The sequence below is a fragment of the Hymenobacter sp. GOD-10R genome (assembly GCF_035609205.1).
Classification (GTDB): domain Bacteria; phylum Bacteroidota; class Bacteroidia; order Cytophagales; family Hymenobacteraceae; genus Hymenobacter.
The window spans coordinates 3,205,234-3,218,292 of record NZ_CP141184.1 but is presented as its reverse complement, the minus strand read 5'-3'; the positions used below and the strand labels follow the sequence as shown (position 1 = coordinate 3,218,292).

Here is a 13,059-nt window from a genome sequence, read left to right as displayed (position 1 = left end):
TCGATGCCTACCAAAACGTATTACCTCGACTCTGCCCGCACGGAAGCTCTAACGGCGAGTTGGCGTCTATTTTTTCGTGATTTCCAACTTAATTATCAGGGTCAAGAGCTAGGTCGCCTTAGCCCCGCCGAGTTGAAAGCCGGTCATGAATTTCATTTGCCCGATGGCCGCCGGCTGCTGGTGCGGCTACAACAGAAATTTGGCGCGCAAGGCCTCGACTTCCAGGTAGATGACCGCCCCCTGAGTGGCACCGTCAACGACCCGCAGACGCAGGTTACGACTGCCTTTGCGGCCATTATGCTCGTTGCGGGCTTAAATGGGGCGCTGTCGTTGGGGGCCATGCTGGGGCGAGTGGAGTTGCTGGAGCAGCTTGGGTTTGGCTGGGGTACGCTGGTGGAGGCACTGCTATATGCGGGCCTAGGTTGGCTGGGCAAGTACCGCTTAGCTGGGTGGGCTTTTTATGCCGCCCTCACCTTATTAGTAATCGACGGTGTGCTACTGCTCGGCAGCGGACAAGGCACGGCCGGCATAGTGGTGCGCATTTTCCTGGGCATCGCTATCTACCGCGGCGCCGCGGGTGTGAGGCAGTTGCGCCAAGCGAAGACTGCCTAACCGTTCTTGCTAAGTAGCGCAGCCTGTTTTAAACCTGTCGCAGCCCAAGGCTGTGATTTTGTACTAATCCGAAATCTACGTTGACGTAGCGCGGCGCTTGTTGCTAAAATCACAAGCCAAATAAATTAGTAAAACTTTTAGCTAAAAAAGTTAGTAAATACATTAACTTAGTTGCATACTTGCAGTGTGTAAATAACGTACCTGGTAGCTGGTGACAACCAGTATTCACTCTTCTCCGCGTGCCCCTATGACTGACTTTGCTTACACCTACGCCCAGTCCTCGGCCCTGACCCGCCGCCCGGAAGGCGACGCGCTGCTCTTGGCAGCTTACGCCGAAAACACCCCCACTGCGGGCGCCGCCTGCTTTTTTCGCGGACAGTTGCGCGACCCTTGGCTGACCGCCCGTGGGCTAACCACATTAGCCAAAGTAGTGGCCTCGCGCTTCGTACCGCAGAGCGCCGCCCTGCGCGACCCCATCGTGACGGCGGGCGCGGGACGATTGCGCTTTGAGGCTTTTTCGTCGTGCAACGGCGTGTACGCCCGCCTCGACCTAGGTCCGGCGGCGCTCGACGGCGAGTTTGTGCAGAGCGGTACCACCAACGTCGATTTCAACGAGCCCATGATTAATGCGCTCAGCCGCATTAGCCGCACCGAGCCGGTGCGCCTGAGCGTGGGACAGCAGGAAGTGACCTTGGAGCGCGCGGCCGGTCACGTTACCGAGCGCAAAGTGACGCTGCCGGAGCGCTGGTTGCGCGGCCTAACAGCCGCTCAAGACTACCTCTCGCGCATGGAGGAACGCCTGACCATGAGTCGCGTGCAGGCTACGCAACTACTGCATTCACTCCCCGCCGGCACTTCCCGCACCGATACGTACCTCGTGCTGCGCGGCGGGCGACCCACCTTCGCGCCGGTAGCGGCCGCCGGGGCCGTGCGCGTAGGCGGCGCGCACCGCTTGCGCCTACTCGAAGGCTTATTGCCCCTGGGTGAAACCGTGCGCGTATACGCCACCCCCGACGGCCAAGCCAGTGCCATGCTGCTGACTCTAGGTGGAGGCCAAGAGTTTCTGCTGGCCTTGTCGGCCGAAGTAAACCGGGGCTTTTCGGGCGAGGGCACCCAGCTCGAAACGCTGGCGGAGGAATTGCCTGCCGAGTGGCTGGCGGGCGCCAACAACCTCTTTCACAGCAACGAAACCTTCAACCCTACCCTATTCGGCCTAACGCACGACTTAAGCCCGGCCACCGTAACGCGGCTGTGTGCCCACCTCTCGGCCCTAGGTCTGCTTGGTTTCGACCTGCGCGAAAACGAATACTTCTACCGCCGCTTGCCCTTCAAAACCGAGCGCATCCTCAGCCTGAACCCGCGCCTAAAAAACGCTCGTGCCCTGCTCGCCGAGGCCGACGATGTGCAGTTGGTGGGCGTGGGCGCCGGAGGTCGCACCGAGGTGCGCGTACGCGGTACCGATGTGTGGCATACCGTGGTGCTAGGTGGGGCTGAGCCGGCCCGCTGCACTTGCCAGTGGTACTCCAGCCACCAAGGCCAGCGCGGCCCGTGTAAGCACATCTTGGCCGCGCAACTGCGGTTTGGGTAGGCCGCTAGCCAGCCCGATACCTGCGGCGTCAGCCAGTTGTTACTGCGGACGCCAACACGTTTTTCCTAGCTTTTATACACAGTACGATACTCCCGCTTGCCTATGTCTACTGCTGCCGAAACGTTCGAGCACATTATCCTACACCAAACCGCCAAAGAGCTGGTACCCTTCCTAATAAGCCTCGATAAAAAGGAAGCTATGACCCTGCGCCGCCTCACGCAGCATCTCAAAAAGCGCCTCGAGGAATATCGCCCGGTAGAAGACAAAAAGGGGCGTACGCACTACGAGCGCCTGCTGACCAGCGAACAGCAAGCCATGCTGGCCATGTCAGGGCTAGCTACGTTTACGCGCAAGGAAGGCCTAGCCCGCAGCTTCGAGCTACCCTGGAGCCTGCGCAACCAGCTCGATAACCGCCAGCACTACGACCTACATTGGCAGGTGCTGCGCCACTTCCGGCCCGATTGGCTGGGCGACATGCTAGCCCTTGCCACCCGCACCAACCTGTGGCAGGCGCCCGACTACGCTGAGCTGCGGGCCTTAGAGCGCGAAGGCCTTATTAACTATGACGCGCCAACCTTCGCCCAACTGCTCGGCAATCGACTTTCGCGTTACGACCGCGGCCAAGAGAGCAAGCGCAAATTCACCCCGCAGGAAGTAGAAGATTTCGTACTCAGGGACTTGCGGGCCGACCCCGAGCTGCTGGGCCGCGACTTATGGCTGCTGTTCGACTACGAAACCAATGTCAACTACGACAGCACCTACATCGGTCCGTACCCGGATGGCATTTCAATCGGGTGGAAAACCCTGCTGACTAAGCTAAGTGCCGCGGGTGATCTTGACCGCAACGAGCTGCTCACGCGTAGTCTGCTGGCCTTGCGGCGCGACTTCAAACGGCCGTTGCTAGGCTGGTTTAAGGACGTATTTGCGGAATTGAAACCTACCCTAGCCGAACGCCTAGCCCGGCAAAACGAGCTAGTAGAACTGCTAGCCCACCCCCTACCAGTGGTGGTAAACTTTGCCATCGAGCAGCTAAAAGAGCTGTGGGAAGAACCAGGTTTCGACCTAGCTCCGCTCCTACAATACGCCGACGGCCTCATGACGCGGCCGGATCTGAAAACGGGTATCAAAACGCTACTAGCGGGTTTTGAGAAGCTGTTGAAGCCGCAACCAACTTCTGCTCCTGCCCTAGCTCGCCTAGCCACTGCCGCCCTGTCCCACGCCGATGCGGGCGTGCAGGACCGTGCCGCCCGCTTGCTGGCCACGGTGCTGGGTGCTAAAAAACCGCTACTTTCCGAAGACGAAACAGCAGAAATCACCGCCACCTTAACTGCCTACGCTGACCTGCTAACTCCAGCGGCCGGCACCCGCCTAGCGCCTTGGCTCACGGCGCCTGCTACGACCGAGGTCGAAACCGCACCCGATGCCGGCTACGCGCCACTCACGCACTTCGTGCCCGACCTTAGCTCTGCCAATGTGCTAGCGCCCGTAGCCGATTGGCACGAATTGCTGTTCCTAACGGGTCCATTATTGGCGGCCGACAACCCCGTGGTCGTGGACCGCTGGGTGGATGGGTTGCTCCGCCTGCGCCCGCACTTACCCCCCGACCACGCCACCCAGCTACAACCTTATATCAAGCAGGTGCTGAGCTGGCTTACGTCGAACAAAACGCCGGCCGAGGCAGAAGCGATTATGCGCAACTTTCAGGGTACTGGCCGGAAAGGGCCTGTCGATTTGCTGACGGCATTGGTAATTGGCCTGATTAATACCTTCGAGCAGCCGCAGGTAGCACGCGTCAATCTGTGTCCTAATGAGTACCAAAAGCCTGATCCGCTGCTGTATTTGGAGCAGCGCCGTTTGGCTGCTGCTGAGGCCCGTCTGCGCCCCGGTGCCACGCCCCTACCCTTGCTGAGCACTGCCACTCACGAGCCGCATTGGGTAGCCCCTAGCGTGTTGGTGCAGAAGCTGCTAGCCTACCAAGCCGCCGACGAAACCCCCGATGCCGCCGACTTAGTGGTGGCCCTAGCCCGTTGCGCGTGGTCGAACCCCGACGATGCCGCCCAAGCCCGCGCCCACCTGCCTGAATTGCACAACGCCGACCTGCGCGAGTTGCTAACCTGGCTGCTAGCTCCTGTTGAAGAAGGCGCGCCACTTCCCATCACCACAGCGGAAACCTGCGCTAGTGCACCAGCCGCGCCACAAACGGAGCAGATAAGGCACTACGGCACTTCCTCTACCCGCACCACCACGCCCCTCGATGCGGTGCCGGTACCCGTGCCTGCCTCTGCACCGCCTCACGCTGCTGAGCTACCAGCTTGGTTAGCTACTACTACCACGAGTCTGACGGCTGGCGTTAGCTTGTTGCAGCGAGCCAAGGAAAAGCTAGGTAAGCTTATTCCTATCAAGAGTGAAACGGAGCAGATCATCCCCATCGACCTGACTGAGGCCCTGCCTTGGCTGTGGGCCGTGGCCGCTCGCACCCGCTACCCCACCGCCGAGCTACCCGCGCTGGCAGCGCTGGGCGAGCTTCCGGGCCTAGCTCGGCCCTGGCAGCCAGGCTGGACGCTAGCCGAAATTGGCCTCACGTATGTGCGCACTTGGGAGAAAGGCAAGCCTACCGTCACCGATAAGCACGTCGAGCTGCTGGTGCCCGTTACGCCCGCCACCCGACCGGCTCCTCCCCTGCTCCCCTACGCCGCTTACGCTGGTCTTTCTGAACGCATTGATATGTATGCCTGGACGTTGCACTTCTACGTGCCGACTACTGTGGCGCTGTTACCGAACAACCCCGAGCCGTTGCACTGGCACGTGCTGCGTACGTGCTGCCGCACCGACGAGGCGGGCTCCGAAGTCCGCGACACCATGCAGCGCTCCTTGGCCGGGCTGCTAGGCACGGGGCCACACCACGCCGTTGGTACCTCGACGCTGCTGGCCGCTGGCTTGGTGCACCAGGCCCCCACCGTGCGTGCCATGGCGCTGGAAGTTTTGCTAAGCGCCACCGACACCGGCCGCTTAGTGCCCGCCGACCTAGGTCGCGCCCTCGGGCGTTTGGTAGCAACGGGTCGTGCTCCTTTGGCCCGCCTCACCGACGGGTTGGCTCAGGTGCGCGCCATCAGCCTCCGCACCGACGACGCGTTGTGCCAGGCCCTCGAAGCGCTACTGCCGCAGCTGCCCGTCGCGCCCTTGCGCAACACGGCTAAGCTGCTTGATACCTACGCTGATACCTCGAAGCGGGTGCGCCGTTCGATACCGGAAGCGGTACAAACCCGCCTACGCGAGTGGCAGAGCGTAGACAGCTTGAAAAAGGCAGCCGGCGCATTGCTAAAGTAGTAGTGCTCAAGACGAATGCAGGCGTCCGCAACGCTACCAGCCGGACGCCTGCGGCTTCGAACCACAGCCGGCTAGGAGGTATTTCCGGCGTTTCGAGCTTCTGCTTCCTTTTCTCAAACCCAATACCTTGTTGAGTACCCAATAGGATTACTGCTTGGCAGTTCACGTAACCTTAACTGTTGCTTATGCCCCTACTCACCATCCTCGACGAAACCGCCACCGGCAGTATCATTAGCCGGCTAGAGCTGGAAATAAACCAAGAAATGCTCACCGTACGCGAGTTGATTACCCATCGTGTGCACGACGAAGTAGCTGCTTACAACCAGCGCCAGAGCGACACCTTCCACGGGCTAGTGCAGCCTACTGATTCGGAGCGGGTGCTGAACGGCTACCGGGTGCGCTCGGCCAAGCAGATCGACGCGGAGCAACAGGTGTACCGGGCGCTGGAGGCCTTTGAGCAGAATGGTTTTTTTGTGTTGGTGAACGACCGGCAGGTGGAGAGTTTGGATGAGGAAGTATGGCTCGGCACGGGTGCTACGGCCAGCTTCGTGAAGCTGACGCCACTGGTGGGCGGTTGAGGCCGGAGAATGTCTGCTTTGGTACAATTCCTTCACTTATAGCAATCCATAGTTTGAACCCACTTGTTATTAGCTTATTCGATGCTTTAGATGTTGAAATGGTTGATCTTCAACCTATTCTACAGCAATTAATAGAAGTCGTCATAGCCAAACCTTACGGGGTCAAGGTCGGCGACTTACCCGCGTACCAAAGCGTGCGGAAAGCTGATTCTCGTTACCAAGGACGCCTTGTCCTTGCGCTAGCAACCATGATGCGCGAATGTGTGCAACGACAAGATTACAGCACTCGGTATACCGTAGGTGAGCTTCTCACTAACCTGATGCGTGGTACTCCCAAGCTTAGCCAAGAAGAGTACGTGCACTTATTTCGCCTATACGGATTAGAGTTTGACATCATTGATTATGAGGCCCGACGAATGGCCTTTTGGGGATACCCTGTTGGTCTTACCTTGATTCAGGTGGCTAAGCTTACGAAAAAGCAAAGCTTGGGGAAGCTGCTGCAAGACTACTTATTGCAGCTCTTGGAGTACACAAATGTTGCGACGACAGACCTGAAAGAGGTCGCCAAAGCACGCGTTAAGATTCAGGAGATTTTGCAGCAAGGTGCGGGACTTGAAATACTGCCGACGGTCGTTTTTAGCGAAGCTGATCCTTTCGGCCGGCACCTGAATCAATTTGTGGGCAAGTTGGATCAAGCCGACTCTCTCACCCACTCTTGGCTGACGCTGTTGCAACTCTGGCAAAAAGCGAGCGGAACACGGCCTAGCGCCAAGTACCAAAAAACACTCGACGTTGCGGCAGCCGCTATAGGAGTGGAGCAACTCGGCCCGAGAGTTCAGGAGTGGCTACAAGTGTTGTTGAGTGTACCGGTTGAGGCTACAGAGCGGACTTATAACTACCCCAATTACACGTACACACATACCGAATACCTGTTTCTGCAGGAGTCAAGCTTAAATACCGTTAAAGGCTTACTGTGGACCATACAGCCACTGGTTAACGAACTGCTGCTGCAATCTATAGCCGCACTAGCCGCCAAGTGCTACCGCAAGATTCCGGGCAAAGGACCACTGGCGGCGGGGCTAGGTAACGCCTGCCTGCTGGTCTTGTCGCAGAACGGGCTGCCGGGCGTGGCGGCGCTGGCGCGGGTGCGCTCCAAAATCCGGCAGACCAACACTCAGGAGCTGATTGCGCGCTACATCGCCGAGGAGTCGCAAAAGCTAGGTGTCACGCCCGCCGAAATCGAGGACATGGCCGCGCCCGACTTCGGGCTGAAAAACGGCCGCTTGGAAGAGGTATTTGGTGAGTACACCGCCACACTTACCCTCACCGATGGTAAGGCCGACGTGCAGTGGCAGAAGACCAGCAAAGCGCTCAAAAGCGTCCCCGCTGCCCTCAAAGCCACGCACGCCGACGAACTGAAAGAGCTGAAAGCGGCCCAGACGCAAGCCCAGCAAACCTACGCTGCCCAACGCGACCGGCTCGACCGCAGCTTCGTGGACGAACGGCGCATTCCGTGGACGTGGTTCGAGCAGTACTACTTCCAACACGGCTTGATGAGCCTCCTCGCTCGTCCGCTCATCTGGCGCCTGCACCAGCCCGACAGCTCCCACCACGATGCGCTCTGGCTCGACGAGCAATGGCGTGATGCGCACGGGCAGCCCGTGCCACTACCTAGCCCCGACACGCAGGCGCAGCTCTGGCACCCCGTGCTAGCTTCGATGGAAGAGGTATTAGCCTGGCGCCAATTGCTCGAAGCCCACCAACTTCGCCAACCGCTCAAGCAGGCGTTTCGGGAGGTGTATTTGCTCACCCCGCCGGAGGAACGCACGCGCACCTACTCCAACCGTATGGCCGCGCATATTCTCAAGCAGCATCAGTTCAACAGTTTAGCGAAGTTGCGCGGCTGGCGCTACAGTTTGCTTGGCGCCTACGACAAGGGCTACGATTCCGAAATAGCGAGCCTAGCACTACCTAGCCACAACCTGCAAGCCGAGTACTGGGTGAGCGAGGTATACGCCGACGGCGAGTGGAACGACACCGGTATCTACAACTACGTCAGCACCGATCAGGTACGCATTACCCGCGACGGCCAGCCGGTGCCGTTGCCCGAGGTACCGCCGCTGGCCTTTTCGGAGGTGATGCGCGACGTGGACCTGTTCGTGGGGGTGGCCTCGGTGGGCAACGACCCACAGTGGCGCGACAACGGCGGCCTAGCCCAATTCCGCAACTACTGGGAAAGCTACAGCTTCGGTGAGCTAGGCGAAGTGGCCAAGAGCCGCAAGTTGGTGCTGGAGCGCCTAGTGCCGCGCCTGAAAATTGGCCGCGTCAGCGAGATCAAAGGCAACTTCTTGGTGGTGCGGGGCAAGCGGCGCACCTACAAGATTCACCTAGGTTCGGGCAACATCCTGATGGAGCCCAACGACCAGTACCTGTGCATTGTGCCCGACCGCTCTAGCAAGAACATGGGCGCCCACGACGTATTCCTGCCCTTCGAAGGCGACGCCGTGCTATCCATCATCCTGAGCAAGGCCCTGCTGCTGATGGACGACGACAAGATTACCGACGAAACTATTCTGCGCCAGCTATGACGAGCCTCCCCCCACAAACCCTAGACGACCTGCAAGCGGCTGCCGAGGCCGAAGGCCTAGGTACCTTTTGGCCCCGTTTGGCGCCGTACTGCCGCCCGAGCATTCGGGTGTCGCCTGCTCTGGCCGCCGCACCGTTGCCCCTGGGCGCTTCGCGTCTAGGCGGTGTTCCCGATTTGCCCGCCGCGGTTGGCTGGCCTACTTGGCAGGGCCGGTCGTTGAGCTTTCTGGTTCAATTGAACCTAGCCGAGCTAGCTATTTACCCGGCTGCCGCGGTGCTGCCGTCGGCTGGGTGGCTGTCGTTTTTCTACGATGCACAAGAGCAGCCCTGGGGCTACGACCCCGCTAATCGGGGCCGAGCGGTGGTGCAGTATCATGGTCCGGACGCGGTGTTGGCGCCGCGTCTGCTCCCCGCCGATTTGTCGCTAGAGGACTACACAGCTTTCCCGGAGGTGGCCCTTTCGTTTGCCGCCGAAATGACTTTCCCCAACCCCTGGGAAGACGAAGTTGGTATTACCGAAGAAGAGCTAAGCGAGGAGCAGCACGAAGGCTACTGGCGGCTGTTGCACCGCCACGGAGATGGTACCAGTCGCCTGCTGGGCAACCCCGATGTTATCCAAAACCCCATGCGGGCGCAGTGTGCCCTCGTCACGCGCGGCCTGTACCACGGCAGCACGCAGGGCTTACAAGAGACGCAGCAGAAGCTAGGTATCAGCGACGAGCAGGTGGAAGAGCTCAAGCAGGCCGCCACTACCGAATGGGAACTGCTGTTGCAACTCGACAGCCACGAAGCCGAAGCCAACATGATGTGGGAAGACCTAGGTCGCCTGTATTTTTGGATACCCCGCGAGGCGCTAGCGCAACGCGATTTTGGGGCAGTGTGGCAAGTGCTCCAATGTTTCTAAGTCTCAGAAGAGAATCGTTGTAGCAGAGACTGCGAATGGCGGTAGCTAACGATTGTTCTCCAGCAAGTCTGAGGGTAAGTGGGCGAAGCGCAGGGTGTCGCCGGCGTTATCCATCACCTTGCTGCGGAATGGTGCGGCTGACACGCCGGTAGGTTTCGTCCGGGGTCATGCTGCCTCCAAAGTAGCAGTCTTCTCGAAAACCGGGCATACTTTGCACCGTAGCGGCATTGGCAGCAAAAGCAATCTTGAGCTTACAACCGTGTTCTTCGTCGGATGCTTTATTGAAGCAGTAAGCCGTGTCGCCGCGCAAGTGGGCCCGGCCAATGACGCTGGCGATGTGGTAGATAATGATACCATCATGTCGTCACGGCGGAGTGGGAATTTTACTGCGACTTTCACTAAAACCTAGCCTATGCTGCTCGGCGTGTATTGGTATTACGGCTTTCCCGAAGGCCTTTACCACTTCGATTATTTCACCTTTCGCCGGGGCTTGGGGGGCCACGCCGACGGCCCGGCCTCGCTAACGGTTACGGTGCATGCGGCGGCCCCTGCGCGTTTGCTGGAACAAGTGCGCGCCGTGGCTGCCCGCTACCCTGAGGCTTGGCTATTTGCCCAAGCCCACGACCAAGTACTACGCCTCACGTTGGACGATTACAGCCTATCCGATTACGTCTTTCACGTGGCTGGGGAGTTGGAAGCCGTGCTGCGCCAGGAGCAAGTAACGCCCACAACCACGCCCCTGCCCACCGACACGCCGCTGCTGCGCCTCACCCAGCCCCCCGATACGCCGCCGTACCGCTACGGGGGCATCTTGCAAGCCGTAAGTTCGTCGCCGGGCAACCACAACGCGCAGACCTCCTTGCTGCGCCTAGACTGCCACTTGCCACTCGCGCATCAATCTGCCTTTTTCCAAGACCTAGACTTGCTTAGCCAGCAGTTTGAGCTCGACGTGCTGTATTACTTCGACCGCCAGCTGGGCGAGCACGTCAATCTCATGGTGTTTTTTGGCAATGGCCGGCAGGGCGTGGGCGGCAGCTCCCTGCGCCACACCGACAGCGCTGCGGTAACAACGGCTGTGCAACAGGCACTTACCACCCACGGCGGCCAGCCCGAACACCTAGGTACGTTTCCTAAGCACTACCCCCGGCGCGGTCCATACGTGATACGCATGGTAGATGCTGACTTTGTGCTGTGAGGTGCCCTAATACTCTCATTCCGCAATTTAATGGGCTAAGCTGAAGACCTAGGGTGCGCTCATGCCTCGGGCGCATAACAGAATGTTCTTCTCACTCAACTGGCACCTCGGCCGTATTACACTGATTCCCTACATCCTCCCCCATGCCCGATTTACCTGATTTCGACCCTGCTACCTTTTGGGAAGACAGCGACTACGCCCGCGAGGCCCACACCGAGGCGCCCCCTTCCGACGAGCTAATTCGATCCGTAGAAGACGAGCTAGGCTATAAACTACCTGCGTTTTACATAGCCCTAATGAAGCAGCGCAACGGTGGCATCCCGCACAACACCTGCTTTCCGACCACTGAAGCGACCGGCTGGGCCGACGACCACATTGCCATTACCAGTATCAGCGGCATCGGTCGCACCAAAAGCTACTCGCTCTGCGGCGACCTAGGTAGCCAGTTCATGATTGACGAGTGGGAATACCCGGCCATTGGCGTGGTGGTGTGCGACTGCCCCTCGGCCGGCCACGATTTAGTGATGCTCGATTACCGGGCCTGCGGCCCTACCGGCGAGCCGGCAGTGGTGCACGTCGACCAGGAAAATGACTACCAAATTGTTACGCTAGCGCCTACTTTCGAGGCTTTCGTGCGCGGACTGGTACATGAGTCGGTATTTGAGGAGTAACTACATGACGATCTTTTCTATACTTCAGTCAGCTAGGTTACACTTGCTAGTCGTACTCTTGCTGCCCTTAACGGCTTTTGCCCAACAGCCGCTGGAAGCAGTGCCAGCGTTGCCGGCCGCCGTTCGTCGCGCCTTGCCCGCAGGCTTCACCGTGTTGGCCGCTGAGAAAGGCGACCTAAACCGCGACGCCACCCCCGACTGGGCGCTAGTGCTGCGCCGACCCAATGAGCAAAAGACCTCCGACGTTATCGACCACCCCACTAAGCGCCCGCTGCTGCTGTTTATGGGTGGCGCGGGCGGCACCTACACCCTAGCTGCCCGCTCCGACAATGCCGTGTACTGCGTGGACTGCGGCGGCATGATGGGCGACCCATTTTCGGGGCTGGCCGTGAAGAATGGCTACTTCACTGTGGAGCACTACGGCGGCAGCACTCAGCGCTGGACGCGCTTTATCACCTTTCGCTACGACGCCGCCACCCGCACCTGGCTGCTGCATCGCGACGGCAGCGAGCATTTCGACGCCACCGACCCCAAGCACGGCAAAACCACCATGCGCACCGCCAAGAACTTTGGCCGGGTACCGTTCCTGAAGTTTGACATTTACCAGGAAAAGTAACCTAGGTTGACGCCTCGTCTTCGGGCTGTCTTTTATCTCTATGTGAGTGGCGTCAGCGTTCTGCTCTTACAAGCGTCCCATCACACCGACCGTTTTTCGTTAGCTGATCCACGATGCATCGCTCCTATTTCCTGCTAACGGGTATGACAGCCCTGCTCAGCCTCGCCGCCTGTCGCCCCGACGCCGACGGCCGACTACTCGATCCGTCCCGGCCCAAGTACGTGGAGCTAACCCTAACCACCATGCTATGAATTGGTACCGCCTACTGGCTGTAGCTAGCCTAGCCCTCGTGGCCGCCTGTGAAACGCCCTATAAGGAGCCGCCTATCTCTACGGCACCGCTACTGGAAACGCTGCCCGCTCACTATCGTCCCATCGACCGGCAAGACACGCTCGAAAGCTACTGGGCCCCTTACGAGGACCTCGAAGACAGCTTGTTTCAGTACACCGAAGCGCACCGCAGCCTAGTGCTGGTGCGGGCCCAGTTCGTGCCAGCTTCAGCCATGCAACAGAACGGCTTGGATACGCTCACCTTCCAGAACACTTTCCACGACTCGTATCTCAATCGCACAGGGTATCATTGGTACTACGGCTACCACCACGACACGCAGCCAGAGGTAACGAACTACGCCAACGACGAGCCCCAGAAGATGGCCCTCCCCGTCGTCAACCGACTGATGTTGACGGAGTACCGCCGCTGGAAAACCAACAATGCGGTGTACGACCGCAACAGCTACTCCATGGATTATCCTTTCCACACGGTAGCCATTGCCCCCGTCAACGATTCGGTGGTGTACGTGCGTGCTTACCCGTTGCGGCCCAACGTACCCCGCGCCGATACCCTGTATACCTACTTTCACCAGGGCGAGAAAAAGAAGCGCCTGCCCTGCGTCGCCGATGTGGTTGATTCCACCCATCAGGCCACCATCCGCTTCAGCTTCCGGGTGCTACGCCACTCCCCAAACCTAGACTGAGGAAGCAGT

11 protein-coding genes are annotated in these 13,059 nt (G+C 59.4%); all 11 read left to right on the top strand.

All coding sequences use genetic code 11. The annotated features are described in order from the left end of the window. The first annotated feature begins 3 nt into the window (after window positions 1-3). The 11 genes from SD425_RS12835 (at window position 4) to SD425_RS12785 (ending at window position 13,050) form a co-directional block, all read left to right on the top strand. Window positions 4-612, top strand: a complete 609-nt coding sequence (locus SD425_RS12835; RefSeq protein WP_324679175.1) for a hypothetical protein — start codon at window positions 4-6, stop codon at window positions 610-612. Window positions 613-859: 247 nt separating this feature from the next. Beyond that, a complete protein-coding gene (locus tag SD425_RS12830) occupies window positions 860-2,200 on the top strand; it encodes an SWIM zinc finger family protein (RefSeq protein ID WP_324679173.1) in 1,341 nt (446 codons plus the stop codon). Window positions 2,201-2,302: 102 nt separating this feature from the next. Then, the gene (locus tag SD425_RS12825) at window positions 2,303-5,527 is read left to right on the top strand and encodes a DUF6493 family protein (RefSeq protein ID WP_324679171.1); all 3,225 of its coding nucleotides are present in this window, start codon (window positions 2,303-2,305) and stop codon (window positions 5,525-5,527) included. Window positions 5,528-5,712: 185 nt separating this feature from the next. Then, entirely contained in the window at window positions 5,713-6,105 is a 393-nt protein-coding gene (locus SD425_RS12820) for a hypothetical protein (protein ID WP_324679168.1), read from the top strand. Between the two features lie 98 nt (window positions 6,106-6,203). After that, on the top strand, window positions 6,204-8,693 hold the full coding sequence (locus SD425_RS12815; protein ID WP_324679166.1) for a DUF4132 domain-containing protein: 2,490 nt from the start codon (window positions 6,204-6,206) through the stop codon (window positions 8,691-8,693). Continuing rightward, window positions 8,690-9,595, top strand: a complete 906-nt coding sequence (locus SD425_RS12810; protein ID WP_324679164.1) for a YwqG family protein — start codon at window positions 8,690-8,692, stop codon at window positions 9,593-9,595. The genes SD425_RS12815 and SD425_RS12810 overlap by 4 nt, the downstream gene beginning before the upstream one ends. A 412-nt stretch (window positions 9,596-10,007) precedes the next feature. After that, window positions 10,008-10,790 (top strand): hypothetical protein, encoded by a 783-nt coding sequence (locus tag SD425_RS12805; RefSeq protein ID WP_324679162.1) that lies wholly within the window; start codon window positions 10,008-10,010, stop codon window positions 10,788-10,790. A 143-nt stretch (window positions 10,791-10,933) separates the two neighbouring features. Continuing rightward, window positions 10,934-11,461, top strand: a complete 528-nt coding sequence (locus SD425_RS12800) for an SMI1/KNR4 family protein (protein ID WP_324679160.1) — start codon at window positions 10,934-10,936, stop codon at window positions 11,459-11,461. A gap of 4 nt (window positions 11,462-11,465) precedes the next feature. Then, the gene (locus tag SD425_RS12795; RefSeq protein ID WP_324679158.1) at window positions 11,466-12,077 is read left to right on the top strand and encodes a hypothetical protein; all 612 of its coding nucleotides are present in this window, start codon (window positions 11,466-11,468) and stop codon (window positions 12,075-12,077) included. A 113-nt stretch (window positions 12,078-12,190) separates the two neighbouring features. Beyond that, window positions 12,191-12,328: a hypothetical protein gene (locus SD425_RS12790; RefSeq protein ID WP_324679156.1), complete on the top strand. Its 138-nt coding sequence runs from the start codon at window positions 12,191-12,193 to the stop codon at window positions 12,326-12,328. Next, complete coding sequence (locus SD425_RS12785; RefSeq protein ID WP_324679154.1) at window positions 12,325-13,050, top strand: hypothetical protein; 726 nt, start codon at window positions 12,325-12,327, stop codon at window positions 13,048-13,050. Before SD425_RS12790 ends, SD425_RS12785 begins: the two co-directional genes overlap by 4 nt. Window positions 13,051-13,059: the final 9 nt, after the last annotated feature.